Annotated in this window: 22 protein-coding genes; 17 read left to right on the top strand and 5 right to left on the bottom strand. The window is 66.5% G+C overall.

Going from position 1 to position 26,495, the window contains the following annotated elements:
• Window positions 1-10 precede the first annotated feature (10 nt).
• Complete coding sequence (locus tag AC07PT_RS05740) at window positions 11-517, bottom strand: MarR family winged helix-turn-helix transcriptional regulator (protein ID WP_494656087.1); 507 nt, start codon at window positions 515-517, stop codon at window positions 11-13.
• A gap of 129 nt (window positions 518-646) precedes the next feature.
• Here AC07PT_RS05740 and AC07PT_RS05735 point away from each other — a divergent pair, with 129 nt between their 5' ends.
• The 5 genes from AC07PT_RS05735 to AC07PT_RS05715 all read left to right on the top strand — a co-directional run bounded on the left by AC07PT_RS05735 (window position 647) and on the right by AC07PT_RS05715 (window position 8,109).
• Window positions 647-1,693 (top strand): cupin domain-containing protein, encoded by a 1,047-nt coding sequence (locus tag AC07PT_RS05735; protein WP_494656086.1) that lies wholly within the window; start codon window positions 647-649, stop codon window positions 1,691-1,693.
• Window positions 1,694-1,751: 58 nt separating this feature from the next.
• Window positions 1,752-2,462 carry a fumarylacetoacetate hydrolase family protein gene (locus AC07PT_RS05730; protein ID WP_494656085.1) on the top strand — a complete coding sequence of 237 codons (711 nt, stop codon included), beginning with the start codon at window positions 1,752-1,754 and terminating at the stop codon, window positions 2,460-2,462.
• A 43-nt stretch (window positions 2,463-2,505) separates the two neighbouring features.
• The gene (locus AC07PT_RS05725) at window positions 2,506-3,504 is read left to right on the top strand and encodes a Bug family tripartite tricarboxylate transporter substrate binding protein (protein ID WP_492345465.1); all 999 of its coding nucleotides are present in this window, start codon (window positions 2,506-2,508) and stop codon (window positions 3,502-3,504) included.
• 250 nt (window positions 3,505-3,754) lie between these two features.
• A complete protein-coding gene (locus AC07PT_RS05720; RefSeq protein ID WP_492345464.1) occupies window positions 3,755-6,601 on the top strand; it encodes a PAS domain-containing protein in 2,847 nt (948 codons plus the stop codon).
• Complete coding sequence (locus AC07PT_RS05715; RefSeq protein WP_494656084.1) at window positions 6,598-8,109, top strand: chemotaxis protein CheW; 1,512 nt, start codon at window positions 6,598-6,600, stop codon at window positions 8,107-8,109. Before AC07PT_RS05720 ends, AC07PT_RS05715 begins: the two co-directional genes overlap by 4 nt.
• A gap of 18 nt (window positions 8,110-8,127) precedes the next feature.
• On the opposite strand, the gene AC07PT_RS05710 is transcribed toward AC07PT_RS05715, so the two are convergent.
• Entirely contained in the window at window positions 8,128-8,967 is an 840-nt protein-coding gene (locus AC07PT_RS05710) for an IclR family transcriptional regulator (protein WP_494656083.1), read from the bottom strand.
• Window positions 8,968-9,050: 83 nt separating this feature from the next.
• Between AC07PT_RS05710 and AC07PT_RS05705 the strand changes: the two genes are divergently transcribed.
• The 3 genes from AC07PT_RS05705 to AC07PT_RS05695 all read left to right on the top strand — a co-directional run bounded on the left by AC07PT_RS05705 (window position 9,051) and on the right by AC07PT_RS05695 (window position 12,441).
• A complete protein-coding gene (locus AC07PT_RS05705) occupies window positions 9,051-10,067 on the top strand; it encodes a Bug family tripartite tricarboxylate transporter substrate binding protein (RefSeq protein WP_494656082.1) in 1,017 nt (338 codons plus the stop codon).
• 61 nt (window positions 10,068-10,128) lie between these two features.
• On the top strand, window positions 10,129-11,628 hold the full coding sequence (locus tag AC07PT_RS05700) for a class I adenylate-forming enzyme family protein (RefSeq protein WP_494656081.1): 1,500 nt from the start codon (window positions 10,129-10,131) through the stop codon (window positions 11,626-11,628).
• 21 nt (window positions 11,629-11,649) lie between these two features.
• A complete protein-coding gene (locus AC07PT_RS05695; RefSeq protein ID WP_494656080.1) occupies window positions 11,650-12,441 on the top strand; it encodes a citryl-CoA lyase in 792 nt (263 codons plus the stop codon).
• Here the strand turns inward: AC07PT_RS05695 and AC07PT_RS05690 are convergent.
• Window positions 12,414-13,004, bottom strand: coding sequence for a PadR family transcriptional regulator (locus AC07PT_RS05690; RefSeq protein ID WP_494656079.1), 591 nt, complete (start codon window positions 13,002-13,004; stop codon window positions 12,414-12,416). The genes AC07PT_RS05695 and AC07PT_RS05690 overlap by 28 nt on opposite strands.
• Window positions 13,005-13,131: 127 nt before the next feature.
• Between AC07PT_RS05690 and AC07PT_RS05685 the strand changes: the two genes are divergently transcribed.
• The 4 genes from AC07PT_RS05685 (at window position 13,132) to AC07PT_RS05670 (ending at window position 16,380) form a co-directional block, all read left to right on the top strand.
• Window positions 13,132-15,156 (top strand): oxidoreductase, encoded by a 2,025-nt coding sequence (locus AC07PT_RS05685; protein ID WP_494656078.1) that lies wholly within the window; start codon window positions 13,132-13,134, stop codon window positions 15,154-15,156.
• Window positions 15,157-15,175: 19 nt separating this feature from the next.
• On the top strand, window positions 15,176-15,616 hold the full coding sequence (locus tag AC07PT_RS05680; RefSeq protein ID WP_494656077.1) for a nuclear transport factor 2 family protein: 441 nt from the start codon (window positions 15,176-15,178) through the stop codon (window positions 15,614-15,616).
• 99 nt (window positions 15,617-15,715) lie between these two features.
• Entirely contained in the window at window positions 15,716-15,964 is a 249-nt protein-coding gene (locus AC07PT_RS05675; protein ID WP_492345455.1) for a type II toxin-antitoxin system Phd/YefM family antitoxin, read from the top strand.
• Window positions 15,961-16,380: a type II toxin-antitoxin system VapC family toxin gene (locus tag AC07PT_RS05670; RefSeq protein ID WP_494656076.1), complete on the top strand. Its 420-nt coding sequence runs from the start codon at window positions 15,961-15,963 to the stop codon at window positions 16,378-16,380. Before AC07PT_RS05675 ends, AC07PT_RS05670 begins: the two co-directional genes overlap by 4 nt.
• 62 nt (window positions 16,381-16,442) lie before the next feature.
• On the opposite strand, the gene AC07PT_RS05665 is transcribed toward AC07PT_RS05670, so the two are convergent.
• Both AC07PT_RS05665 and AC07PT_RS05660 read right to left on the bottom strand, forming a co-directional pair.
• The gene (locus AC07PT_RS05665; protein WP_494656075.1) at window positions 16,443-17,975 is read right to left on the bottom strand and encodes a methyl-accepting chemotaxis protein; all 1,533 of its coding nucleotides are present in this window, start codon (window positions 17,973-17,975) and stop codon (window positions 16,443-16,445) included.
• Window positions 17,976-18,094: 119 nt separating this feature from the next.
• Entirely contained in the window at window positions 18,095-18,988 is an 894-nt protein-coding gene (locus tag AC07PT_RS05660; RefSeq protein ID WP_494656074.1) for a LysR family transcriptional regulator, read from the bottom strand.
• A gap of 164 nt (window positions 18,989-19,152) precedes the next feature.
• On the opposite strand from AC07PT_RS05660, the gene AC07PT_RS05655 reads away from it, so the two are divergent.
• The 5 genes from AC07PT_RS05655 to dapC all read left to right on the top strand — a co-directional run bounded on the left by AC07PT_RS05655 (window position 19,153) and on the right by dapC (window position 26,457).
• Window positions 19,153-20,652 (top strand): CoA-acylating methylmalonate-semialdehyde dehydrogenase, encoded by a 1,500-nt coding sequence (locus AC07PT_RS05655; RefSeq protein WP_492345451.1) that lies wholly within the window; start codon window positions 19,153-19,155, stop codon window positions 20,650-20,652.
• Window positions 20,653-20,753: 101 nt separating this feature from the next.
• The gene (locus tag AC07PT_RS05650) at window positions 20,754-21,914 is read left to right on the top strand and encodes an acyl-CoA dehydrogenase family protein (RefSeq protein ID WP_492345450.1); all 1,161 of its coding nucleotides are present in this window, start codon (window positions 20,754-20,756) and stop codon (window positions 21,912-21,914) included.
• Between the two features lie 52 nt (window positions 21,915-21,966).
• On the top strand, window positions 21,967-22,851 hold the full coding sequence (gene mmsB, locus AC07PT_RS05645) for a 3-hydroxyisobutyrate dehydrogenase (RefSeq protein WP_492345449.1): 885 nt from the start codon (window positions 21,967-21,969) through the stop codon (window positions 22,849-22,851).
• A gap of 104 nt (window positions 22,852-22,955) precedes the next feature.
• Entirely contained in the window at window positions 22,956-25,157 is a 2,202-nt protein-coding gene (locus tag AC07PT_RS05640) for a diguanylate cyclase domain-containing protein (RefSeq protein ID WP_494656073.1), read from the top strand.
• 94 nt (window positions 25,158-25,251) lie between these two features.
• A complete protein-coding gene (gene dapC / locus AC07PT_RS05635; protein ID WP_492345447.1) occupies window positions 25,252-26,457 on the top strand; it encodes a succinyldiaminopimelate transaminase in 1,206 nt (401 codons plus the stop codon).
• Window positions 26,458-26,495: the final 38 nt, after the last annotated feature.

Raw genomic sequence — 26,495 nt, 5'->3', positions numbered from 1 at the left:
TGCGTTCCATTCAACCCGCCCGCCGCCCTTCCACAGCGGGCTCCAGCGGCACGCTGGGCGCCCGGCTGTACTCGTTGTTGCCGTCCACCAGCACCTTGAGCATCTGCATGAAGGCCTCTCGCTGCTCGGGGGGCAGCGGCTCCAGCATGCGGGCCTGGGCGCGCAGCATGCCGGGCTGCACCTCGGCCAGCAAGGTGTCGCCGTCGGGGGTGAGGGTCAGCAGCCGCACGCGCCGGTCGGTGGGCGAGGCATTGCGCCGCATCAGGCCACGGGCTTCCAGGCGGTCGATCACGCTGCCGATGGTGGAGGTGTCAAAGCCGATGGTGCGGGCCAAGGTGCGCTGGTCCAGCTCGGGTTGGCGCTGCACGGCGGCCATGGCCGCGTATTGCACCGGTGTCAGGCCGTGTTCCTGGGTTTCCTCCAGAAACACCGCCACGGCGATCTGCTGCAGTCGGCGAATGTGAAAACCGGGCAGGTCCTCGAGATCGGGGCTCAGGCTGGGCGGGAGGGCGGACATCGGACAGGGTTCAGGGTTTGCACGGGTGATGGGCGTCAAATTCTAAACCTACACTTTTCGTCAGCACACTGTCTATCAGTATGCATTTGAAACACCCGCCAGCCCCTGCAAGCCGGCCTGGAGCCCCTCATGAATGAACTTGGACGCCTGGAAGACCTGCCCCAGGACTACCGCGATGCGCTGAAGGCGCAGAACCTGGTGCCTTTGTGGCCCAGCCTGCGGGCGGTCTTGCCGCCGGGCAAGCCTCGGCCCCAGACCCGGGCGACAGCCTGGTCTTACCAGGCCTTGCGACCGCTGTTGCTGCAGGCGGGTGAACTGACCCCGATCGAAAAAGCCGAGCGCCGCGTGCTGGTGCTGGCCAACCCGGGCCATGGGCTGGACAAGATGCAAGCCAGCGCCGCCATGTACCTGGGCATGCAACTGCTGCTGCCCGGTGAGTGGGCCCCGTCGCACCGTCACACGCCCAACGCGGTGCGCATGATCGTTGAGGGGGAAGGGGCTTACACCACGGTGGACGGCGAAAAGTGCCCCATGAGCCGGGGCGACCTGATCCTGACCCCGACCGGGCTGTGGCATGAGCACGGCCACGACGGAGACCAGCCCGTGGTGTGGCTGGACGTGCTGGACCTGCCCCTGGTGCATTACATGGAGGCGTCCTACCACGTGGATGGCCCGCGCCAGGCCGTGAAACCCGGCCACGGTGAGCGCACCCACGCCCGCGGGGGCCTGCTGCCCACCCCGGTGTTCGAACGCAGCCCCCGGGCCTACCCCATGCTGCGCTACCCCTGGGCGGAGGCCCGCGCCGCGCTGCAGGCCCTGGCCGAGGACCAGCCGGGCCTCGACGCGGTGCAACTCACCTACACCAACCCGGCCACCGGCGGCCATGCCGAGAACATCCTGGGCTTTTACGCCTTGATGTTGCGCCCAGGCCAGACCCTGGCCTTGCCGGCACGCTCACCCGCCTGCGTGTTCCATGTGATCGAGGGGGCGCTGGAGGTTCGGGTACAGGGGCAGGTCGACGATCAGTCCTTTCAGTTGGCCGAGGCCGACACCTGCTGCGCGCCGGGGTACACGCCCGTCACGTTGGTCAACCCACGCCCCGACGCCCCGGCCTTTGTCTTCATGGCGGATGAATCCCCCTTGCACCAGAAACTGGGCGTCTACGAGGTGCGCTGAACCGCGTCCTCTCCCGCCTCATCCACCTCACCTGCGGCCCCCAACCCGTCGATCTGCCATGAACCCGACCCCCAGTTACCTCTGGAACCCGCCCGCCGTCATGTCGCTGCCTGTGCAGGGCAGCACCCGGCGCCTGCCGATCAACCGCCTGTTCTTCGTCGGCCGCAACTACCACGCCCATGCGGTCGAGATGGGCAAGCCGGTGGACAAGCGCGTGGAACGCCCCTTCTACTTCACCAAGGCCCCGCAAACCCTGGTGCAAAGCGGGGCCGCCGTGGCCTACCCCCCCGGCACGGCCAACTACCATTTCGAGATGGAGCTGGTGCTGGCCATCGGCCAGCCAGGCTTTCGGGTCAGGGCAGAAGACGCCCATGAGCTGATCTATGGCTACGCCCCGGGCCTGGACATGACACGTCGCGATCTGCAGTTGCTGGCCCGTGACAAGGGCCGCCCCTGGGACCTGGGCAAGGATGTCGAAGAATCTTCGGTGTGCGGTGAGATCGTGCCCCTGCCGGGCCAGGTGATTGAACACGGCGAGATCGCCCTCAGCGTGAACGGCGCCACCCGGCAGCAGTCCGATGTCGCCAAACTGATCTGGAACCTGCGTGAAATCATCGCCGACCTGTCGCAGTTCTACCACCTGCAGCCGGGCGACCTGATCTACACCGGCACCCCCGAGGGTGTGGGGGCCGTGCTGCCCGGCGACCGCATCGAAGGCCATGTGGCCGGCGTGGGCCGCGTCACCCTGAAGGTCGGTCCGGCCGACTGAACCCACCGCCAGATCCCATCCCAACCTCAGAAAAGAGACAAGCATGAGCCAACACATCACACGCCGCTTCGCCCTGGTGGCCGCCCTGAGCCTGGGGGGGCTGGGCCTGAACGCACCGGTGGCGGCCCAAGGCAGCACCGACTACCCGACCAAGCCGGTCACGGTGTTCACCGCCTTCGCCGTGGGCAGCGGCCCCGACGCCGTGCTGCGTCTGGTGGCCAATCGCTTGTCGGCCCAATGGAAGCAAAGCGTGACCGTGGACAACCGGCCTGGCGGCGGCGGCTTCATTGCCATCGAGGCGGCGCGCCGGGCCGCCGCCGACGGCTACAGCCTGGTGCAACTCGACAGCGAGCACCTGGCCGCCCTGCCCTACCTGTACAAATCGCGCAATTTCGACACCCTCAAGGCCTTCGACCCGGTAGCGCCCTTGTTCCGCACCCCTTTCATGGTGGCGGTGTCCTCCCAGTCGCCCTGGAAGACCATGGCTGACCTGCTGGCCGCTGCCAAGGCCCGGCCCGGTTCCATCAGCTATGGATCCTGGGGGGTCGGCAGCCCGGGGCACCTGGGGGCCGAATGGCTGGAGTCGCTGACCGAGGTGCAGATGGTCCACGCCCCCTACAAGGAGGTCAGCCAGCTCTACACCTCGGTGGCCAATGGCGATGTGGCCTGGAGCTTTGCCAGCATCCCGTCCAGCCAGGGGGTGTACAAGGCCGGCAAGCTGCGCTACCTCGCAGTGGCCGCCCCGAAGCGCATCCCCCAACTGCCTGAGGTGCCCACCGTGGCCGAAGCCGGTGGCCCGGCGGGTCTGGACGTGAACTCCTTTGTCAGCCTGCTCAGCCCCAAGGGAGTGCCGGCCGCGGTGCGAGCCAAGATCCACGCCGATGTGCTCAAGGTGCTGGCAGAGCCCGAGGTGCGCGAGCGCTTCAACACCTTTGCCTTCGAGCCGCTGAACTGGTCAGTCGAAGAGATCCTGAAGAACGCCGACACCAAGTCGCAGCAGTACCAGGCCCTGATCAAGAAGGCCAACATCAGCCTGGACTGAGGCGCCCATGCCCCATCCCCCCTGCCACCAGGCGCCTGGCCTGAGCGCGCCACCTGGCGCCGAGTGCCTACCTGCCAGAGCCGCAAGCCCGAATGCTCGAACTAATTCGATAAATACGATATTCGCCACCATTCAGACTCAAAAATACAATTTTTATTGATAAATATGTGATCATCTGATAAATTCGCTCCGAGGTGTTGATTCAAAGTGCATGGCAAAGGCCCATGCACCACGATCGAAGGAGCTCCGGATGTTCAAGAATGCGTTCTACGACCTGCTGACCGAAAAACTGATGCGGGGCGAAAGCCTCACGCCGGGCGAAGCCCGCGAGTTGATCAGCCTGGGCAAGTCGATTGACCAGGCCCAGTCGCTGGCCGAATTTGACCGCGATGGCTTTCTGACCGAAGCCAATGACCATTTTCTGGCCCTGTACGGCTACCCACTGGAGCAACTGCAGGGCCAGCACCACCGCGTGATGTGCCCGGCAGAGCTCGTCGAAAGCCCGGCCTACGACCATTACTGGTCAGAGCTGCATGCCGGACGCTCGGTGTGTGGGGAGTTCGAGCGCATGGATGCCCAGGGTCGCCGCATCCACATCTACGGCATTGCTGCACCCGTGATCGGCCCCGATGGCAAGCCCGAGCGCTTCATCAAGTTTGCCCACGACATCACCAGCACCCGGCTCAAGGCCATCGAGGCCGAGGTCCGCATGCGGGCCATCGACCAGACCCAGGCCGTGATCGAATTCAATCTGGAGGGCGAGGTCCTGGAGGCCAACGACCTGTTCCTGCAGGCCATGCAGTGCAGCCGCCACGAGGTGATAGGCCAAAGCCACAGCCTTTTCTGTGACAAGGCGTATGTGGACAGCCCGGAGTACCCGGCATTCTGGACTGCCTTGCGCGCCGGCCAGCCCCAGACCGGCTCGTTCCGGCGACGCGACCTGAAGGGCCGCCCCGTCTGGTTGCAGGCCACTTACACCCCAATCGTGGGGCTGGACGGCAAGCCGGTGCGGGTGGTCAAGTTCGCCACCGACGTGACCCAGGCCATGCTCAAATCCCTGGAGGACGATGGCAAGGTCAGTGCCATCACACGCTCGCACGGCACCATCGAGTTCGACATGGCCGGCACCGTGCTGACCGCGAATGAGCAATTCCTGAACCTGATGGGCTACACGCTGGACGAGATTGCCGGCCAGCACCATCGGATGTTTGTCGACAACGACACCTTCAACCCGGCCGCCTACCGGGCCTTCTGGCAAAAGCTGGGACAAGGCCAGTTCGAGGGTGGCGAGTACCTGCGCATTGGCAAAAACCTCAAGCGGGTCTGGCTGCGCGCCACCTACAACCCCATCTTTGACCTGGACGGTCAGCCGATCAAGGTGATCAAGTTCTGCAGCGACGTGACGGCCGAGAAGCTGGCCAGCCTCGACATCCAGGCTCGCATGGACACCCTGCAGAAAACCACCTGTGTCATGGATTTCGACGCCCAGGGCCTCATCCTCAGTGCCAACCAGCCGATGCTGAATGCGCTGGAGCTCCAGCGCGAGGATTTGCTCGGACGCCCGGAGAGCAGCCTGGTCTTTGATGAAGACAAGCCAAGCCCGGCCCGCCAGGCCCTCTGGCCCACGCTGCGGCGCGGTGAAAGCTGGTCTGGCGAGATGCGCCTGAAAGGCCATGCGGAAAAGGAAATCTGGCTGGCCGCCACCCTGACCCCGGTCCTGGGGCTGGACGGCCAATTGGCCAAGGTGATCGTGCAGGCCAACAACATCACCGACAGCAAGTCACGCCAACTCGAGGCGGATGCCAGGCTGGTGGCCATCGACCGGGCTCAGGCTGTGATCGAATTCGACCTGAGCGGCAAAATCCTGGCCGCGAACCGGAATTTTCTGGGCCTGATGGGCTATTCGCTGGAGGACATCCAGGGCCGCCCGCACCGCATGTTTGTCGAGCACGACATGGCCAACAGTACCGAATACCACCAGCTCTGGGAGCGCCTGGGGCGCGGCGAGTACATCACCGATGTGTTCAAACGCATCGGCAACGAGGGGCGCGAGGTCTGGATCCATGCCACCTACAACCCCGTGTTCGATGCCCTGGGGCGCCCGGTGAAGGTGGTCAAGTTCGCCTCTGACATCACGGCATCCAAGGTGCGCACCTCCGAGTACGAAGCCAAGGTGGCAGCCATCGACAAGGGCCAGGCGGTGATTGAGTTTGATCTGGACGGCAATGTACTGACCGCCAATCGCAACTTCCTGGCCGCCATGGGCTACACGCTGCGCGAGATCCAGGGCCAGCACCACAGCCTGTTCTGCACGCCCGAGTACACGCAAAGCCTGGAGTACCGCGATTTCTGGCTGCGCCTGGGCGAGGGTCAATTCCTCTCCGGGCGCTTCCACCGGGTGGGCAAATACCAGCGCAATGTCTGGCTGCAATCCACCTACAACCCCATCCTGGACCTGAATGGCAAGGTGGTGAAGATCGTCAAATACGCATTCGACGTCACCAAGGAGATCCAGCTGGAACAAAGCATTGCCAAGCGGGCCGACGAGATGAACCAGAGCATCGAAAGCCTGCTGACCAGCATCCACCAAGTCACCGACAACACCCGGGTGGCCGCCGAACGTGCCACCGAGACCGCTCGGGCCGCCGAACTGGGCCATGACTCGTTGCGCAAGTCCATCAGCGCGATCGACCGCATCGAGGCCAGCTCGGCCAAGGTGGGTGAGATCGTGCGCGTGATCAGTGACATTGCCAGCCAGACCAACCTGCTGGCCTTCAACGCGGCCATCGAGGCAGCCCGCGCCGGCGCCCACGGGGTGGGTTTCTCCGTGGTGGCGGCCGAGGTGCGCAAGCTTGCTGAGCGCAGCGCCGGGGCCGCCAAGGAGATCGCCAACCTGATCGAGCAATCCTCTCGCGAAGTCAATGAGGGGGCAGAAGTCAGCCGGGCCGCCTCCACCAGCTTCGAGGGCATCCTGGGCAATGTGACCCTCACCGTGAGCCGGGTGGAGAGCATCGCCCAGGCAGCGGAGGCCCAGGCCCGCCTGGCCGACGGTGTGGCCAACCTGATCCATGAGCTGACCGCAGCCGCCAGCGCATGAGCCCCGCCGCCGCCGACCCGCTCCACGTGGGGGTGTTCCACCTGGCGGGGATGTCACTGGCCTTGTACCAGCTCCACCTCAAGGAGGTGGTGCAGACCGGGAACCTGAGCGCCTTGCCCACCGAGTGCCCCAGCATCATCGGCGCGCTCTCCTTGCGCGGCCTGATGGTGCCGGTGATGGACCTGCGCCACCTGCTGCAACCCGGCATGCCCCAACACAGGCCAGCCCCCTATGTGGTGGTGGTTGAATGGGAGCAGCGCCTGCTCGGACTGGCGGCCGATGGGGTGGTGGGGGTGTACGCCTTGCCCCCGGCCCACATGCGCCGGCTCGGGCCAGCGCAGCAAAGCGATTCGGTTCTGATGGGCGGTTTTGAGCGCCCGGACGATGGCAGCCAGGTCAGCCTGCTGAATGTGCAACGCCTGATCAGCCAGCCCCATCTGCCCATGACCTGGCCAGCGACGCCCGAACCAGCCGCAGACGGCCAGACTGAGTCGCCCAGGGCACCCGTCGCAAGCCCGTCCGTGCCGGCAGGATCTGCCTTGCCGGTGGTGGACGCCCAGCCCCTGATGCTGTTCCGCTGCCAGGGCATTCCGATGGCGATCGGCACCGAGGCCGTTCACACCACCGTGGTCAATCCGGAGCTGCAGGACGTGCGCAATGCCTCGGGGGCCTTCCTGGGGATGATGCGATTCAATGGACACGACGTGCCGGCCGTCCACCTGGGCCAGCTTTGCGGGCTGAGCCCCCAGGCAGGCCATCAGGTCAGCGCCGATCAGCAGGCCTTTCTGGTTCCCACCGCGGGCGGGTTGGTGGCCTGCCTGGTCGACAGCATCACCGACGTGGCGGCGGCCGACTGCCGCCAGCGCGTTCCCCTGCCCCCTTACAGCCTCACGGGCTCGGCCCTGTTTGCCGGCACCCTGCCGGTGGAGGCCCTGGCGGCGACACCGGGCCGGCCCGAGCCGAGTTGCATCGGCTTTTTTCTGCTGCTCGACGCGCAGGCCTTGCAAACCGATGCGCGCCTGCTGGACCTGACCCGGCTGAGCCAGTCCGGTGGCCAGCAAGCGCGTGGGGGTGAACCCCAGGCCGCCCCGCCTCGTGACAGCGGCCCCTTGCTGATCTACCGCCTGGGGGGCGATGTGGCCAGCCCTTTACCGCAGATCGCAGAAATTCTGCCCTGGGAGCCAGGCTCCGCAGTGCATGGTCTGGGACAGGGCAGCCTGCTGATGAACCGGGGCCGGGCCATTCCGGTGTTGGCCCTGGCGCCGCTGCTGGGTCTGGCGGCAGACCCGACCGACGCCGGGCAGGTGCTGGTGCTGGAAGACGACGGGCAGTGGCTGGGATTCAAGGTGCCGGCGCTGGTCAACATCGAACACGGGCGCCTGCCCGCTGGCCAGCGCGAGGACCGCGTGCTGGTCGGGACGGCGGCCGAAGAACGCGTGCTGCGCCTGATCGACCTGGTCAAGCTGGCCCGCGGTCTGCGTTCCCCCCAGGCCCCGTTGAGCGCCTGAGCCGCCCACCGCAGTTCCTCACAAGCCCTCGGGCAGGTGCTGCTGCAAGGCCTCCTGCATCGCCCGTGCCATTAGTTGCTGACGCGCCTTGGGCAGGCGCGCCAGGGTGGTGGCCACGCTGATGCCGGCCACCGGCTCGCCCAAGGCATTGCGCACGGCGCAGCCCACCGCCAGCACGCCGCGGGTGGCGTGGTTGCCCACCACCGACCAGCCCCGCTCACGGCTGGCCGCCACCAGCAGGCGCAAGCGCTCCGGGCTCATGCCCCCATACGCCGCCAACTGCCCGGCATTGGCGGCGATGCAGGCCTCGACCTCAGACTCGGGCAGCGCCGACAGCAAAGCCAGGCCTGCCGCCCCCACCCCCAGGGGTTGGGCCGTGCCGACCTGGATCACCAGAATCTGCACCGGGTGCGTGCCCACATGCCGGGCAATGCAACGTGACAGCGCGCCCTCACGCACGATCGCAAAGGTGGCGTCGCCGCCACAGGCACTCACCTGGGCCAGCACCGGCGCCAGGCGCACCGCCCAGTTGGCGCTGCCAGGCTGCGGCTGCAAGGGGGCCAGGCGCAGCCCGGGCTGGTAGCGGTAGCGCCCTTGCCGCGCCACGTAGCCCGCCTCGATCAAAGGGGCCAACAGGCGGTACAGCGTGGCCCGCTCCAGGCCGGTGGCACGAGCCAGGTCGACCACCCGCACGCCTTCACGGCCGCCGGCCAGCACCTGGTCCAGCACCTGCAGGCCCCGGCGCAGGGTGCGGTTGCCGGCCTCGTCGTCCAGCCCCTTGCCCGGCGTTTGGAGGGAGGCCGGCGAGGGTTCTTCGTCCACCAGGTGAACGTTTTCATGCATGCGTTTCGTGGACATTCAGAACAATCCGGTGTTGAGCCCAGCCGCGCAGTGTGCCCCAGACACGCCAACGGCCAGAACCACCCTCAGGAGACAAGACCATGGACCCCAAGATTTCCCCTCCCTGCATCCCACCCCGTCTCAGAGCCCGGCGCCTGGCCTGCGCCCTGTTGCTCCAGACGGCCTTCAGCGCCCTGGCGCTGGCACAGCCCGGCAGCGCGCCCTGGCCCACCAAACCGATCCGCCTGGTCGTGGGTTATTCAGCCGGTGGCGCCACCGACCTGATCGCACGCCAGGTCGGCCAGCGCTTGAGCGAACAGCTGGGCCAGCCAGTGACCATCGACAACCGCACCGGCGCCAACAGCAATGTGGGGGCCGAGGCCGTCAGCCACGCGCCAGCCGATGGCTACACCCTTTACGTCTACACGATTGCCAACACCATCAACGCGTCGTTGTATCCGCGCCTGGGCTATGACCCGGTGAAGGATTTCGAGCCCATCGGGCTGATCGCCAGCATTCCCAACGTGCTGGTGGTCAACCCGACTCTGCCCATCCAATCGGTGGGCGACTACCAGCGCTTTGCCAAGGCGAACAAAGAGGGCATCACCTTTGCCTCATCGGGCAGCGGCTCGTCGATCCACCTGTCGGGGGAGATCTTCAAGATGCAGAGCCGCCTGAACCTGCTGCATGTGCCCTACCGAGGCAGCGCCCCCGCCATCAGCGACCTGATCGGTGGCCAGGTGCAGTCGATGTTCGACAACATGCCTTCGGCGCTTCCCCACATCAAGGCCGGGCGTCTGCGGGCCATTGCCGTCACCAGCGCCCAGCGCTCGCCGCTGCTGCCAGATGTGCCCACGCTGGCCGAATCGGGTTACCCGGGCTTGGAGGTGCAGTCATGGTTTGGCCTGGCCGCGCCCACCGGCACCCCGGCCGCCGTGCTGGAGCGCCTGAACCAGGCGCTGAACAAATCGCTGGCCCAGCCCGAGCTGCGCCAGCGTCTGCAAGAGATGGCGGCCACCCCCCTGCCCGGCACGCCCGAGCAGATGCGCCAGACCATCGCCAACGAGATCAAGCGTTGGCGTGAGGTGGTCAAGGCCTCCGGGGCCAAGGCCGACTGAGCCGCGCACCAACCTCCACTCTCTGCCCCCACTCACTGATCACCGTTCACGAGAACCCGATATGTACCCCATTGATTTCTTCTGGCGCGCCGCCCGGCGCTGGCCCGAGCGCATCGCCATCGACGCCCCGGATCAATGCATCCCCTATGCCGAGCTGGCCCGCCGCGTGCGCGCCGTCGCCGCCGCCCTGCTGGCGGCCGACCCGCACGAGCAAAGCCGGGTGGCGATCTGTGCCCACAACAGCGCCGAGCACATCGTGGCCCTGCTCGCCGTGCTGGCCTGCGGCAAGACCTGGGTGCCCCTGAACCCCAAGAGCACTGCGCCCGAAATTCGCCGCATCGTCGACGCCACCGAGCCCAGCGTGCTGGTGCTCGACGAGGCCGGCACCGCCCTGTTGGGCGAGGCCCCGGGCCACCGCATCGCCCTGGGTGGGGCCGCGCTGACCCGTCTGATCGAGCGCCATGCCCAAGCGCCCGAGCCTCACTTCCATCAACCTGATCAGGCCACCCAGGCCATCAAGTTCACGGGGGGCACCACCGGCCTGCCCAAGGGCGTGATGCAGCCCTACCGGGCCTGGATGGCCAACATCGTCAACCAGATCCAGGCCTGGGGCTTTGACGAGCACACGCGCTATGTGGTGGCCGCCCCGATCACGCACGGCACCTCGACCTACCTGTTGCCGGTGCTGGCCCAGGGCGGCTGCCACGTGCTGCTGGCCCAGGGCGGGGCCGAGGCGGTGCGCCAGGCCTTTCGCGAGCGTGGCGGCACGGTGTGCTTCATGCCCCCGACCCTGATCTACATGCTGATGGCCCTGCCCGGCAGCAGCCGGGCCGACTACCCGCAACTGCGCCAGTTGATCTATGGCGGAGCCCCCATGCCGCCCGAGAAGATCCGCGCCGTGCGCGAATTCTTCGGCCCGGTGTTGGGCACCACCTATGGCCAGACCGAGGCGCCGCAGATCCTGACCGTGATGCGCCCGGACGATTTCGAGGACGAGCGCCACTGGGCCGCGGTGGGGCGCACCGCCTGGTTCAGCGACGTGGCCATCATGTCGCCCAGCGGTGAGATCCTGCCGCCCGGCGAGATCGGCGAGGTGGTGGCGCGCGGCGACCTGCTCATGAGCGGCTATTGGCGCCTGCCCGAAAAGACCGCCGAAACTCTGGTGGAAGGCTGGCTGCACACCGGCGACCGGGGCCTGATCGACGAACAGGGCTACCTGTTCCTGAAGGACCGCCTGCGTGACGTGGTGATCACCGGTGGCTTCAACGTCTACCCGGTGGATGTGGAAAACGCCCTGGGTCAGCACCCGGCCGTGCACGAATGCGTGGTGTTCGGCGTGCCCGACGACAAGTGGGGCGAATCGGTGCAGGCCGCAGTGCAACTGCGCCCCGACGCCCTGCCCCTGCCCAGCGAGGCCGAGCTGATCGCCTTTGTGCGTGAGCGCCTGGGCCCGGTGCAGACCCCCAAGCGCATCCACTTCCATGCCAGCCTGCCCCGCTCACCCGTGGGCAAGGTGCTCAAGACCGAGGTGCGCCAGCAAGCGCTGAGCCCCGCTGCCTGAAACTGTTCCAAAGGAATCCCCATGACGAACCCCCAAGCCCAGAACACCCCGACCACCGGCCTGTGCCGCCACACCCTGACCAGCCTGCATTACCGCGATGCGGATCTGGTCGAAGACCTGATGGGCCAAAAAGGCTTCACCGAGGTGATGCTGATGCAAATCCTGGGGCGCCCGCTGCGACCGGTGGATGTGCGCATCACCGACGTGGTGCTGGTGGTGCTGATGGAGCACGGCCTGACCCCCAGCGCCATTGCCACCCGCCTGATCTACATGAGCGCCCCCGAGAACCTGCAAGGCGCGGTGGCGGCCGGTCTGCTGGCCGTGGGCAGCTCTTTTGTGGGCACCATGGAGAACGGCTCCCGCTTGCTGGACCGCATCCTGGCCGCCCCGGATGGGCCCGCCGAAGCGCTGGCCATCGCCCGTGAGCATCGCGCGCGCAAACAGGCCGTGCCCGGCTTCGGCCACCACCTGCACAAACCGGTGGACCCGCGCGCCTACAAGCTCATCGAGCTGGGCCGGGCCGAGCCCGAGTTGAAGGGGGCCCATCTGGATGCCTTGATGACCTTGTCCCAAGCGGTGGACGAGGTCTGGGGCCGCCCCGTCACGATCAACGCCACCGGCGCCGTGGCCGCCCTGCTGGGCGAACTGGGCGTGCCCACCGCCGTGATGCGCGGCTTTGCCGTGATCTCGCGTGCGGCCGGGCTGGTGGCCCACATCGTGGAAGAACAGAAATCGCCCTCAGGGCGCTTCATCTGGGACACGGTGGAGCACGCGATCCCCTTTGTTCACGGGGATGGCGGGCCTGCTGCCTGATCCGCTGCAGGGGAGCCCTCGCCGGCCTCAGGCTCGGGTTCATTCAGGATGGCCAGGGCGCGCTCTGAGAACTCGCACCACATGGACTCCACCATGATGCCGGCCTGCAGGACCAGGTGCTGCAGGCGCTGGGCTCGCTGGTCACCGCCCGCTGGAAAGTCGCGTTGTTCGATGGCCTGATAGACCGCCAGCTGGGCCTGGTGCAGGGCCAGCCGACGGGCAATTTCGGGCTCCAGGCCACAGGGGCCGACGGCGGCATCAGCCCGCAGGCGCACCATCAGTTCCTCGCGCAGGGGCCGCGGGTCGGCGGGCTCGGCCACCCAGCGGCGCAGTTCCTCACGCCCCGCGTCCAGCACTTCGTAGACCTTGCGCCCGCCCCGGGCGCTTTCGTCGGCACTGGAGCGCACCCAGCCCGCCTCTTCCAGCCGGCCCAGTTCACGGTAGATCTGCTGGTGTGAGGCCTGCCAGAAATAGGCCATCGATTTGTCAAAACGGGCCGCCAGGTCAAAACCTGAACTGGGTCGCTCGATCAGGGCCGTGAGCAAGGCATGGGGCAGGGACATGGGGAAGATTTTGCCTCAACACAGCTTTTGGGGCGCTTGGGCCACCGTTTATGCAACCGGTTGCACAAAGACCAATTTTGCCTCTAGAATTTTATGCAACCAGTTGCAATTAAAACGGAGACCGACGATGAGCCACCCCTACCCTCACCTGCTGCAGCCCTTGGACCTGGGCTTCACCACCCTCAAGAACCGCGTGTTGATGGGCTCCATGCATGTGGGCCTCGAAGAGGTGCCGAACGGCTTTGAGCGCATGGCCGCCTTTTACGCCGAGCGCGCCCGCGGCGGCGTGGCCTTGATGGTGACCGGCGGCATCGCCCCGAATGACGCGGGCCGCCCCATGAAGGGCGGCGCCAAGCTCAGCACCGAGGCCGAAGCCCTGCAGCACCGCACGGTGACCGAGGCCGTGCACGCGGCGGGGGGCAAGATTGCCATGCAGATCCTGCATTTCGGCCGCTATTCCTATCAAAAAGGCCTGGTGGCCCCCAGTGCACTTCAGGCGCCCATCAACCCCTTTGTGCCCCAGGCCCTGTCAGGTGAAGAGGTGGAGCAGACCATCGCCGATTTCGTGAATTGCGCCGCCCTGGCCCAGTGGGCGGGCTATGACGGCGTCGAGATCATGGGCTCGGAGGGCTACCTGATCAACGAGTTCATTGCGGCGCGCACCAACCACCGCAGCGACGAATGGGGGGGGCCCTACGAAAACCGCATCCGCTTTGCCGTCGAAATCGTGCGGCGGGTGCGTGAGCGGGTGGGCCCGAACTTCATCATCATCTACCGTCTGTCGGCTATCGACCTGGTCGAGGGCGGCTCCACCCTGGCCGAGGTGATCACCCTGGCCCAGGCCATCGAAGCCGCCGGGGCCACGATCCTCAACACCGGCATTGGCTGGCACGAGGCCCGCATCCCCACCATCGCCACCAAGGTGCCGCGCGCGGCCTACGCCTGGGTGACCGGCAAGCTCAAGGGGCATGTCGGCATCCCGCTGGTGGCCACCAACCGCATCAACACCCCCGAGGTCGGCGAACAACTGCTGGCCGACGGCGTCTGCGACATGGTGTCGATGGCCCGCCCCCTGCTGGCCGACCCGTTCTTTGTGCAAAAGGCCGCCGACAACCGCGCCGACGAGATCAACACCTGCATCGGTTGCAACCAGGCCTGCCTAGACCACACCTTTGGCGGCAAGATCACCTCCTGCCTGGTCAACCCCCGGGCCTGCCACGAGACCGAGCTGCTGATCGAGCCCACGGCCCAGCCGCAGAAGATCGCCGTGGTGGGCGCCGGCCCGGCCGGATTGAGCTTTGCGGTCACCGCCGCCGAGCGTGGCCACCAGGTCAGCCTGTTTGATGCCGCGGCCGAGATCGGCGGCCAGTTCAACATCGCCAAACAGGTGCCGGGCAAAGAGGAGTTCCATGAAACCCTGCGCTACTTCAAACGCCAGCTTGAGTTGACGAAGGTGGCTCTGCACCTGAACACCCGCGTCGATGTGGCCGGCCTGCGGGCCGGCGGCTTTGACCAGATCGTGCTGGCCACCGGCGTGGTGCCCCGCACCCCGGCGATCGAGGGCATCGACCACCCCAAGGTGCTCGGTTACCTCGATGTGTTGCGCGATCACCAGCCCGTGGGCCGCTCGGTGGCCGTGATCGGGGCCGGCGGCATTGGCTTTGATGTGTCCGAGGTGCTCACCCATGCGGGCGACAGCGCCAGCCAGAACCCGACCAAGTTCTATGCCGAATGGGGCATCGACCCAAGCTATGCCCAGGCCGGCGGCCTGGCCCGCCCGCAGGTGGAGGCCTCGCCACGCCAGGTGCACCTGCTGCAGCGCAAGGACAGCAAGGTGGGCGACCAACTCGGCAAGACCACGGGCTGGATCCACCGCAGCGCCCTGAAGGCGCGCCGCGTGGCCATGACGAATTCAGTGGCCTACCAGAAGATCGACGACGAAGGCCTGCACATCACCGTGGACGGCCAACCCCAGTTGCTGCCCGTGGACAACGTGGTGGTCTGCGCCGGCCAAGAACCCCAGCGCGAGTTGTACGAAGGGCTGCGGGCCGCCGGCTGCAGCGTGCACCTGATCGGCGGTGCCGATGTGGCCGCCGAACTGGATGCCAAGCGTGCCATCCACCAAGGCACCACCCTCGCCGCCCAAATCTGAACCCCCAAAGGAGACTGCGATGATCAACACCCTGACCCACCTGAACCCCGCCGTGCAGGCCTCCCTGGCCCGCTGGCACGCCATGGTGCAAACCAAAAACCTCAGCGGCCTGAGCGCCTTGCTGCACCCCAACGCCGTGTTCCGCTCGCCGATGGCGCACACGCCCTACGGCCCGGCGGCCGCACTGGAGATGATCCTGGGCACGGTGATGCAAGTGTTTGAAGACTTTGCCTACCACCGAGAACTGGCCAGCGACGATGGCCTGAGCGTGGTGCTGGAGTTCAGCGCCAACGTGAAGGGCAAGGCGCTCAAGGGCATCGACCTGATCCAGTTTGACGCCCAAGGGCTGATCACCGAGTTTGAGGTAATGGTGCGCCCGCTGAGCGGCCTGCAGGCACTGGGCGCGGAGATGGGCGAGCGGCTGGCGGCACGCTTGCCGGCGCACAAGCTGAAAGGCTGACGAACTGACGAACTGACCGGCGGACAGGGCACCGAAAGCACCTGCCCATGGCATGGCGATAAACTATGCCCTGTCTGGTCAGAATTCACGGAGGCACCCATGTCCATCTGGCAAGTTCAAGAAGCCAAAGCCCGCTTCTCCGAAGTCGTCAAGAAGGCCGAAACCGAAGGCCCACAGGACATCACCCTGCACGGGCGCCCGGTGGCGGTTCTGCTATCCCAAAAGCAATATGAATCGCTCTCAGGTCGACATCAGTCTCTCGTGGAATTCATGCAGCAGGCGCCGTTTCCGGACCTGGAGTTGGACCTGACACGGCAACAGGACACCGTACCCGAGGTTCCCTGGTGAGCTACCTGCTGGACACCAATGTGCTGTCCGAGTTGCGGCGTAAGGCCCCCAACCCCGCCGTCGCCCACTGGATATCACAACGCCCGTCTCGCGCCTTGTTCCTCAGCGTCCTCACCCTCGGAGAAATCCGCAAAGGCATCGACAGCCTGCAGGACCTTCCGAAAAGGCAGATCTTGAACGACTGGCTGGAGACCGAGCTTCCGGCCTACTTCCAAGGGCGCATCCTGCCGGTGGATCAGCTTGTCGGCGATCGTTGGGGCCGCTTGTTGGCGAAGGCTGGCCGACCCCTGCCGACCATCGACTCGCTGCTGGCGGCCACCGCGGCCGCTCACGGCCTGTGCATGGTGACACGCAACACCCGTGATTTCGAAGGCCTGGGCATCGATCTGTTCAACCCCTGGTCCGGGTCAGCCTGAGAGCCTGTTCTCGCGGTGGGCGCACACCAGGCCATCAGCCGGGCATCGGCGGGCCATCCACCTCAGCAATGGAAATGCCCCACCGTCCCCGTCAGCCGCTGGGCCTGCTCCTGCAGGCTGGCGGCCGCGGCAGAGCTTTGCTCCACCAGGGCCGCGTTCTGCTGCGTCATCTGGTCGAGTTGCGACACCGCGCTGCCGATCTCGCCCAGGCTGCGGCTTTGTTGCGCCCCGGCCTCCGAGATGTCCTGGATCATGACGCTGACCTGGTCCACCGCTTTCACGATGTCGTCCATGGTGGAGCCCGCCTGCTGGACCAGGTGGCTGCCGTTCTCGACCCGGCTGCCCGAATCGGCGATCAGGGCCTTGATCTCGCGGGCGGCTTGGGCGCTGCGGCCTGCCAGGCTGCGCACCTCGCTGGCCACCACGGCAAAGCCGCGCCCCTGCTCACCGGCACGGGCCGCCTCGACAGCCGCGTTGAGCGCCAGGATGTTGGTCTGGAATGCAATGCCATCGATCACGCCGATGATGTCGCCGATGCGCCGCGATGAATCATTGATCTCGGCCATGGTGCTCACCACCTGGGCCATCACCGAGCCCCCTCGGCTGGCCACATCGCTGGCCTGCAAGGCCAGTTGACGGGCCTGTTGTGCCGCCTCGGCGTTGTGCTGAACGTTGTCGGTCAGTTGTTCCATCGACGAGGCGCTCTCCTCCAGGCTGGCCGCCGCCTGCTCGGTGCGGTTGGACAGGTCCTGGCTGCCCTGGGCCACCTCCTCGGCCGCCTGGCGGATGGTGGACGCCCCCTGCTGAACCTCTTGCACCACGTCGCGCAGCGAGCGCTGCATGGTTTGCATCTGACCCAACAGGCTTTCAGCGGGCCCTTCCAGCACGATGGACTGGTCCAACCGCCCTGCGGCGATGCCCCGGGCAATGGTGGCCGCGTAATCGGGCTCACCCCCAAGCTGCCGCTGCAGCACGCGATGGGTGCGCCAGCCCAGGCCCAGCAAAACGGCCAGCACCACGCCACCCAGACCCAGAAAGTGCAACAGGTAGCTGCGGTAGATCGCGTCAATGTCGTCGATGAACACCCCGTTGCCGATGACCCAGCCCCAGCGCTCGTCCAGGATGGCGCCCAGCAGCTTGGGCACTTCGCTCTTGTCGGTCGCGGATGGCCGGGCCACGTAGGCGGTCATGAACACCTGGCGGGCGCGGCTGAGGCCGTCGCGGTAGACCTCGGAGGTCAGGCGGCCATCATCGGTGCGAGAGCCCTTGTCCACCTTGCCCACGCGGCGCGGGTCGGCGTGCACCAGCATCACGTTGTCAAGAGTGCGCACAAACAGGTAGTCGTCTTCAAAGCGCATGCCCGTCAGCGCCTCGCGGGCCTGGGTCTGAGCCTGTTCACGGCTCAGCTTGCCGGCACTTTCCAGTTGCTGGTACTGCGCCACCACGCCCTGGGCCAATCGGGCCACTTTCAGGATCTGCTCCTGTTTGCCCTCCACCAGGGTCTGGCGCAGAGCTTGAAGGCCCGTGGCACTGATCAAGGCCATGCCCAGCAGCGAGGCCAGGCTCATCAGCAGGATTCTCTGGCGTGTCTTCATGGCCGAGGCTCCTATCTTTTTGGGAATGAACCGCGCTGCAACTGCGCGACGCGTTGTCACAAGATGTCACGAGCGTGCCCACCTGTCCACCCGTGGCAAACCCTCACCAGGCCCCGCTGTCAAGCGGACGGGTTAATCCAGTCCTGCAAGCCCTGCACCGTCTCGCGCACAAAGGCCCAGGTGGCCTGCATGCGGGCCTGGTGCTTGGCCTCGGCGGGCATGGACATCCAGAAGGTGCGGGTGAAGCGGGCCTGCCCTGGCAAGACCGGCACCAGCGCCGGGTCGCGTGCAGCCACAAAGGCCGGCAGCACGGCCAAGCCGGCGCCCGCCTTCACGGCCTCGTACTGGGTCAGGATGCTGGTGCTGCGCAGGGCGAAGCGCTCGGGGCGGTACAACTCGTCCAGCAACTGCAGCTCCTTGGAAAACAGCAGGTCGTCCACATAGCTGATGAAGGTGTGCAGGCGCAGGTCGTCCCGGCTTTCGATGGCCGGTTGGCGCGCCAGGTAGTCGCGCGAGCCATAGAGCTGCAGCACATAGTCGGTGAGCTTGGTCACCACCACCGGCCCGCGCTTGGGCCGCTCCAGCGAGATCACGATGTCGGCCTCGCGCCGCGACAGGTGCACCAGGCGTGGCAGGGCCAGCAGGTCGATCGACAGGGCCGGGTACTGGCGGCTGAGCCGGGCCAGCTGAGGGGCCAGCACCACCGTGCCAAAGCCCTCGGTGGTCCCCAGCCTGACCAGGCCCGAAGGGCCCTCGGCCGTCGACAGCGACGCCCGCTCGACCTGGGCCACCGCGGCCTCCATGGCCTCGACCTGGGGCAGCAACTGCCGGCCGGCCTCGGTCAGGCGGTGGCCGCCCGCCTCGCGGGCGAACAAAGGCGTGCCCACTTCTTTTTCAAGCGCCTGCAGGCGCCGCGCCACCGTGGTGTGGTCCACCTCCAGGCGCCGCGCCGCATTCACCAGGGTGCCGGTGCGGGCCAGTTCGAGGAAATATCGCAGGTTGTTCCAGTCCATGGTGAAAGGCGAGCCTTTTTTGGAGGACGTCGGCTGAATTGACGCCCGTCCGTGTTGTGCAAATTTGCAATGATGTGATGCGAATTTACCTCTTGCCTGAATAATTTCGCAAACCTAACATGCACGGCAAAGCAACCGCCTACCTACATTGGAGACAAGCGACCATGAGCACCCCCACCGTCAAACTGCTGATCAACGGCGAATTCGTCGAGTCCAAGACCACCCAGTGGCGCAATGTGGTCAACCCGGCCACCCAGGAGGTGCTGGCTCGCGTGCCCTTTGCCACGCCTGACGAGATCAACGCCGCGGTGGCCAGCGCCAAGACCGCGTTCAAGACCTGGCGCAAGACGGCCATCGGGGCCCGGGCCCGCATCTTCCTGAAGTACCAGCAACTGATCCGCGAGAACATGGCCGAGTTGGCCGCCATCCTGACCGCCGAGCAAGGCAAGACCCTGCCCGACGCCGAAGGCGATGTGTTCCGTGGCCTGGAGGTGGTGGAGCACGCAGCGGGCATCGGCAACCTGCAACTGGGCGAGCTGGCCAACAACGTGGCCGGTGGCGTGGACACCTACACCCTGCTGCAGCCGCTGGGCGTTTGCGCCGGCATCACGCCGTTCAACTTTCCGGCCATGATCCCGCTGTGGATGTTCCCAATGGCCATCGCCACCGGTAACACCTTCATCCTCAAGCCCTCCGAGCAAGACCCCATGGTGACCATGCGCCTGTGCGAACTGGCGCTGCAGGCCGGCATTCCGGCTGGCGTGCTGAACGTGGTGCATGGCGGCGAAGAGGTGGTCAACGCCATCTGCGATCACCCTGACATCAAGGCCATCAGCTTCGTGGGCTCGACCAAGGTCGGCACCCATGTGTACAACCGGGCCAGCCTGGCCGGCAAGCGGGTGCAATGCATGATGGGCGCCAAGAACCACGCCATCGTGCTGCCCGATGCCAACAAGGAGCAGACCCTGAACGCCATTGCCGGTGCCACCTTCGGCGCCGCCGGTCAACGCTGCATGGCGCTGTCGGTGGTGGTGCTGGTGGGTGAAGCACGGCAGTGGGTGAACGACCTGGCCGACAAGGCCAAGACGCTGAAGGTCAACGCCGGCACCGAAAAAGGCACCGATGTGGGCCCGCTGGTGTCCTGCGCAGCCCGCGACCGGGTCGAGAGCCTGATCGAGCGCGGCGTGGCCGACGGCGCCACCCTGGTGCTGGACGGCCGCAAGCCCCAGGTGCCCGGCTATGAACAAGGCAACTTCGTAGGCCCGACCATTTTTGACGGTGTGAAACCCGGCATGGCCATCTACGACCAGGAAATCTTCGGCCCGGTGCTCTGCCTGGCCGGGGCCGAAACCCTGGATGAAGCCATCGAGCTGATCAACAGCAACCCGAACGGCAACGGCACGGCCATCTTCACGCAAAGCGGTGCCGCAGCACGCAAGTTCCAGGAGGACATCGACGTCGGCCAGGTGGGCATCAACGTGCCGATCCCGGTGCCGGTGCCCATGTTCTCGTTCACCGGTTCGCGGGCTTCCAAGCTGGGCGACCTGGGCCCCTATGGCAAGCAGGTGGTGTTGTTCTACACCCAGACCAAGACCATCACCGCACGTTGGTTCGACGACAGCACGGTGAGCCAGGGCGTCAACACGACCATCAGCTTGAAATGAGACCACCCTGTTGGAACTTCCTCGCAGGAAAACGCCGGGCCGCCCGCCGTTTTCCTGTCCCTCTCGGGGTAAAACAGCACTTTGGGTTCTGAAAGTCTTCCATGGATTTTGAACTGAGCGAAGAACAGCGGGCCTTTGCACAAACCGCCCGCGACTTTGCCGAAGCCGAGTTCGCGCCGCATGCGGCGCATTGGGACGAGGCTGGCATTTTTCCGAAAGAGGCCATCGCCAAGGCGGGCGAGTTGGGCTTTTGCGGCCTGTACGCCCCCGAGGCCGCCGGCGGCCTGGCCCTGCCCCGCCTCGATGCCACGCTGGTGTTCGAGGAGATGGCCGCGGTCGACCCCTCCACCACGGCCTTCATCAGCATCCACAACATGGCCACCTGGATGCTGGGCACCTGGGCCACCCCCGCGGTGCGCGACCACTGGGGGCCCCTGCTGTGCAGCGGCCAGAAGCTGGCCTCGTACTGCCTGACCGAGCCCGGCGCCGGCTCCGACGCGGCTTCGCTCAAGACGCGGGCCGAGCGGGTGGGCTTTGAGTATGTGATCAACGGCGGCAAGGCCTTCATTTCGGGGGCGGGCAGCACCGATGTGCTGGTCTTGATGGCCCGCACCGGCGGCCCTGGCGCAGGAGGTGTGTCGGCCTTGGTGGTGCCCGCCGATGCGCCGGGCATCAGTTACGGCAAGAAGGAGCACAAGATGGGCTGGAACAGCCAGCCCACCCGCACCATCAGCTTTGACAACGTGCGCATCCCGACCGACAACCTGCTGGGCGCCGAGGGCGAGGGCTTCAAGATCGCCATGAAGGGGCTGGACGGCGGGCGCATCAACATCGCCACCTGTTCGGTCGGTGCCGCCCAAGGGGCGCTGGCCCAGGCCCAGCGCTACATGCAGGAGCGCCAGCAGTTCGGCAAACCCATTGCCAGCTTTCAGGCCTTGCAGTTCAAGCTGGCCGACATGGCCACCGAACTGGTGGCCGCTCGCCAGATGGTGCGGCTGGCCGCCAGCAAACTCGATGCCGGGGCCCCCGATGCCACCACCTACTGCGCCATGGCCAAGCGCTTTGCCACCGATGTGGGCTTCACGGTCTGCAACGAGGCCCTGCAACTGCATGGCGGCTACGGCTACATCCGCGAGTACCCGCTGGAGCGCCTGCTGCGCGACGCCCGGGTGCACCAGATCCTGGAAGGCACCAACGAGATCATGCGCGTGATCATCTCGCGCCGCATGCTTGACGGCGATGCCCCGGACGCCATCCGCTGACCCCCACCGAACCACGGTACCGCGACCACACAACGACGACGGAGACACACACATGAAGATCGCTTTCATTGGCCTGGGCAACATGGGCGGCCCGATGGCCCTGAACCTGCTCAAGGCCGGCCACGCCGTGCAGGCTTTTGACCTGTCCAAACCCGCCTGCGACAAGTTTGCGGCAGAGGGTTTGACGATTGCCACCAGCGCCGCCGAGGCCGTGCGCGGTGCCCAGGCGGTGATCAGCATGCTGCCCGCCAGCCAGCACGTCGAGTCGCTGTACCTGGGCGACACCGGCCTGCTGAAGCAATTGAACCCGGGCACGCTGGTGATCGACTGCTCGACCATTGCCGCCGCCAGCGCGCAAAAAGTGGCCCAGGCGGCCACAGCCCTCGGCCTGCCCTGCATCGACGCCCCGGTGTCGGGCGGCACGGGTGGCGCCATCGCGGGCACCCTGACCTTCATGGTGGGGGGGGATGACGCGGGCCTGGCACTGGCCCGGCCCCTGCTCGAAAAAATGGGCGCCAACATCTTCCATGCCGGCAGCGCAGGCGCCGGCCAGACCGCCAAGATTTGCAACAACATGCTGCTGGGCATCCTGATGATCGGCACCAGCGAGGCCCTGGCCCTGGGCGTGGCCAACGGGCTGGACCCCAAGGTGCTGTCCGAGATCATGCGCCGCAGCTCGGGCGGCAACTGGGCCCTCGAAAAATACAACCCCATGCCCGGCGTAATGGAGACGGCCCCGGCCTCCAAGGGCTACGCGGGCGGCTTTGGGACCGATCTGATGCTCAAGGACCTGGGCCTGGCCCAGGAAAACGCCACCGCGGTCAAGGCCAGCACGCCGTTGGGCGGCCTGGCGCGCAGCCTTTACGCCGCCCACAGCCTGGGCGGCCAGGGGGCACTGGACTTCTCCAGCGTGATCCGTCTGTTTCAGAAGGGTTGAAGCCCCATCGGGCTGAATCCATTTAACTGTTCAGCACCTGGCAATGGTGCGGCCTCACGGGAGGGTCCACTTCTAAAGTGGGCCCTCTTTCATTGCGCCGCCCCATGTCCGATCTGCCCCCCCATCTCCAGCCCGAGGCTGATTTCGCCCGTCAGGACACGGTTCTGATGATCTGGATCACCGGCTTGCTGATGGTCTCGTCGTGTCTGGCCATGAGCTATGTCTACGACACCCGCTTCTTCGAAGAGATCGCCCGCATCCGCCTGGCCATCCTGCTGGTGCTGCCAAGCTGCCTGCTGCTGGTCAATCTCGGCCATGTGCAGGCAGCAGCCCATGTGCTGATCTGGGGGCAATGGCTGATTTCACTGGAGGTGGTCTTCCACAACGGCGGCCTGAACGGACCACTGATCCTCTCGCTGCCGATCCAGGTCGCCAGCGCCGCCTGGTTGCTGGGGCCCCGCAGCGCCCTGGCCGTGGCGGCCCTCAACACGGGCTACATGCTGGCCCTGCCCTGGTTTGAAGCCCGGGGCTGGCTGCCGCCGGCCCGCTTTCAGCGCGAATACGCCCCGCACCTGGTGGTGCTCACCAACATGGCCGTGGCCCTGAGCATTGCGCTGCTGTCGCGCCTGAGCTACCAGCGCCAGTTGCTGCGGGCCCAGGCCACCCTGAGTGCCTGGCAGGCGCAGGATGAAGAAATCCACAAACTGGTCAGCCTGATCGAGCAGTGCCCCATCGGCATCGTGATCACGGACACCCAGCGGCGCATCGAATACGTCAATCCCGCCTTCATTGGCCGGGCCGGCCTGAATGCGGCCGCCTTCCACAACCTGCCTGCCGACCTGCTGTCCACCCCGGGCCTGAGCACCCAGCAACGCCACAGCCTGCACGAAGCCATGGCCCGGGGCCAAACCTGGCGGGGTGAGCAATCCGTGCTGCTGCCCGATGGTCGCCGGGTGTTGGAAGACGTCGAGATCGGCCCCATCCGACGCGCCAATGGCGACATCACACATTGGTTTGAACTCAAGAAGGACATCACCGCCAGCCGCTGGGCGGCCGACCAGATCGAGCGCCTGGTGTACCTGGACACGCTCACCCGCCTGCCCAACCGCGCGGCACTGCACGATCGCCTGATGGCGGGCCAGGCGGCGCAAGGCCAGGCCTGGAACCTGCTGATGGTGAAGCTCGATGGCCTGGGCCAACTCAATGAACTGCGGGGTCCGCAGGCGGGCGACGCCTGCCTGCAGCAATTGGGGCAGGCCTTGAGCCAGCACCTGCCCGAAGCCGGCACCGACCTGTTCCGCTTGGGTGGCAGCGAATTCGTGGCCCTGCTACCGGCCCACTTGACGGCGTCTGAAGTCGAGGCCTGCGCCTGGCGCGTGTACCAGGCCCTGATGGGGTACGCCGGCCACCCCACCCGGCCCCTGAGCGAGGTCAGGGTGCTGCTGGCGGCCGCCCCGCTGAGCGGCGACGAAGACGACCCCCTCACCCAGGGCTTGCGCCGCGTCAGCCTGGCCGTGCGCCAGGCCCGCCACGAAGCACCGGGTCGCCCCTGCTGGTACGCCCCCGGGCTGGGCCAGCAGGCCCGGCAAAGGCTGTTGGCCCGCAGTGACCTCGGCCTCTCGGCGCTGACCCGTTGGCTGAGCCTGGACCTGCGCCATCGCCAACGCTCCGACGGCCAGCCAGGGGGCCATCGGGCGGCCCTGCGATGGATTGAAACCGCCGGCCCCAGAGCGCCGCTGCAGGAAGTGGCCCGCCGCGCCGATCTGAGCTTTGAACTGGACGAAGAACTGATCGCGCGGGTCAGCCGATGGCAACACCTTGAAAAGGGCCCGGCACCGCCAACCTCGGCCCCTTTGCCGCTGACACTGGCCCTGTTGACCCCCTTGCTGCGCCAGGACCATGCGGTGCGCTGGCTGCAAGACTGCCTGCAGCGGCACCCCCTGCCGGGGCAGGTGCTGGGCCTGGCCCTGAGCACCCATGACCTGGCCTGGGCCGCCAGCGACCCGACCAGCGCATGGCGCCGACTGCAGAGCTTGCGGGCGGTCGGGTTCCGCCTGTGCCTGCAAGACGTCGGGCTGGGCTACCCGGGGGTGCTTGAACTGCCCCAGTGGCCCGTGGACGAGTGGCTGCTGGCCCCCGGCCTGCTGAGCGCAGCCCAACACCCAGGCTCCCACCAGGCGCTGCTGCAGGCCATCGTGGCGATGGCCCGTGACCTCGCCAAACCGCTGGTGACCGAAAGCGAGCTGCCGCATCCGCGCGACGCCGGCCCGTATAAGAGCCTGGGCAATACCGTCATGGTCAACTGACACCCGAGCAAAAAGGCACCTGCGCCAGCGCTGCAGGGCGATTTCAAGCCCGTTTTCAACGAAGGTCTGCGGCACTCCGGGATAATGTGGTTCCATGAACCCACTGCTCTCCAAACTGCAGCCTTACCCGTTTGAACGGCTGAGGCAACTTTTTGCCGGCGTCACGCCCAGCCCCTACCACAGCCCGATCAGCCTGGGCATTGGCGAGCCCAAGCACCCGACGCCCGAGTTCATCAAGACGGCCCTGGTCAACAGCCTGGACGGCCTGGCGGGCTACCCGGCCACGGCCGGTGAACCCCGATTGCGCGAAGCCATGGCCGCCTGGGTCAAACGCCGCTACGACCTCGACCTGAACCCTGCCAGCCAGATCCTGCCGGTGAACGGTTCGCGCGAAGCCCTGTTTGCCTTTGCCCAGACCGTGATCGACCCGCGCTGGCCCACACCGGCCGTGGTCTGCCCCAACCCCTTCTATCAAATCTATGAAGGTGCGGCCCTGCTGGCCGGCGCCGACCCGTACTTTGCGCCCAGCGATCCGGCGCGCAACTTTGCGGTCGACTGGGACAGCGTGCCCGCCGACACCTGGGCCCGTACCCAGTTGCTGTTTGTCTGCTCGCCCGGCAACCCCACCGGGGCCGTGATGCCCCTGAGCGAGTGGCAAAAGCTGTTCGAACTCAGCGACCGCCATGGCTTCATCATTGCCTCGGACGAGTGCTACAGCGAAATCTATTTCCGCGATGAGCCCCCACTGGGCGGCCTGGAAGCCGCCAAGAAGCTGGGGCGCGACGATTTCCGCAATCTGGTGTCCTTCACCAGCCTGTCCAAGCGCAGCAACGTGCCGGGCCTGCGCAGCGGCTTTGTGGCGGGCGATGCGGCCATCCTCAAGCAGTTCCTGCTGTACCGCACCTACCATGGCAGCGCCATGAGCCCGGTGGTGCAGGCGGCCAGCATCGCAGCCTGGAACGACGAAGCCCATGTGGTCGAGAACCGCGTGCTGTACCGCAAGAAATTCGCCCAGGTCACCCCCATTCTGGCCGGCGTGCTGGATGTGGCACTGCCCGACGCCAGCTTCTACCTCTGGGCCCGGGTGCCCGAGGCCCTGGGCCTCAGCGACACCGGTTTTGCCCGTGAGTTGCTGGCTCAATACAACGTGACGGTGCTGCCGGGCAGCTACCTGGCACGCGAGGTGGGTGGGGTCAACCCCGGAGCCCAGCGCATCCGCATGGCCCTGGTGGCCGATGCGGCCGAATGCGTCGAAGCGGCGCTGCGCATCGTCAACTTCGTCCAGTCACGCAGCCGCTGAAGCCGGTTGCCCCGGGTCCCCACGCCACCCTGCACTTC

It is taken from the genome of Curvibacter sp. GW821-FHT09D12 (genome assembly GCF_059416245.1).
The sequence above is the reverse complement of the archived record's forward strand: the minus strand, read 5'-3'. Positions and strand labels throughout refer to the sequence as shown.

Coding starts and splice junctions, on each gene's coding strand:
- dapC (WP_492345447.1), top strand. CDS start 25,252: ATGAACCCACTGCTCTCCAAACTGCAGCCTTACCCGTTTGAACGGCTG.
- AC07PT_RS05710 (WP_494656083.1), bottom strand. CDS start 8,967: ATGTCCACGAAACGCATGCATGAAAACGTTCACCTGGTGGACGAAGAA.
- AC07PT_RS05740 (WP_494656087.1), bottom strand. CDS start 517: ATGTCCGCCCTCCCGCCCAGCCTGAGCCCCGATCTCGAGGACCTGCCC.
- AC07PT_RS05715 (WP_494656084.1), top strand. CDS start 6,598: ATGAGCCCCGCCGCCGCCGACCCGCTCCACGTGGGGGTGTTCCACCTG.
- AC07PT_RS05735 (WP_494656086.1), top strand. CDS start 647: ATGAATGAACTTGGACGCCTGGAAGACCTGCCCCAGGACTACCGCGAT.
- AC07PT_RS05720 (WP_492345464.1), top strand. CDS start 3,755: ATGTTCAAGAATGCGTTCTACGACCTGCTGACCGAAAAACTGATGCGG.
- AC07PT_RS05690 (WP_494656079.1), bottom strand. CDS start 13,004: ATGTCCCTGCCCCATGCCTTGCTCACGGCCCTGATCGAGCGACCCAGT.
- AC07PT_RS05640 (WP_494656073.1), top strand. CDS start 22,956: ATGTCCGATCTGCCCCCCCATCTCCAGCCCGAGGCTGATTTCGCCCGT.
- AC07PT_RS05695 (WP_494656080.1), top strand. CDS start 11,650: ATGACGAACCCCCAAGCCCAGAACACCCCGACCACCGGCCTGTGCCGC.
- AC07PT_RS05705 (WP_494656082.1), top strand. CDS start 9,051: ATGGACCCCAAGATTTCCCCTCCCTGCATCCCACCCCGTCTCAGAGCC.
- AC07PT_RS05655 (WP_492345451.1), top strand. CDS start 19,153: ATGAGCACCCCCACCGTCAAACTGCTGATCAACGGCGAATTCGTCGAG.
- AC07PT_RS05660 (WP_494656074.1), bottom strand. CDS start 18,988: ATGGACTGGAACAACCTGCGATATTTCCTCGAACTGGCCCGCACCGGC.
- AC07PT_RS05725 (WP_492345465.1), top strand. CDS start 2,506: ATGAGCCAACACATCACACGCCGCTTCGCCCTGGTGGCCGCCCTGAGC.
- AC07PT_RS05675 (WP_492345455.1), top strand. CDS start 15,716: ATGTCCATCTGGCAAGTTCAAGAAGCCAAAGCCCGCTTCTCCGAAGTC.
- AC07PT_RS05685 (WP_494656078.1), top strand. CDS start 13,132: ATGAGCCACCCCTACCCTCACCTGCTGCAGCCCTTGGACCTGGGCTTC.
- AC07PT_RS05700 (WP_494656081.1), top strand. CDS start 10,129: ATGTACCCCATTGATTTCTTCTGGCGCGCCGCCCGGCGCTGGCCCGAG.
- AC07PT_RS05730 (WP_494656085.1), top strand. CDS start 1,752: ATGAACCCGACCCCCAGTTACCTCTGGAACCCGCCCGCCGTCATGTCG.
- AC07PT_RS05680 (WP_494656077.1), top strand. CDS start 15,176: ATGATCAACACCCTGACCCACCTGAACCCCGCCGTGCAGGCCTCCCTG.
- mmsB (WP_492345449.1), top strand. CDS start 21,967: ATGAAGATCGCTTTCATTGGCCTGGGCAACATGGGCGGCCCGATGGCC.
- AC07PT_RS05650 (WP_492345450.1), top strand. CDS start 20,754: ATGGATTTTGAACTGAGCGAAGAACAGCGGGCCTTTGCACAAACCGCC.
- AC07PT_RS05665 (WP_494656075.1), bottom strand. CDS start 17,975: ATGAAGACACGCCAGAGAATCCTGCTGATGAGCCTGGCCTCGCTGCTG.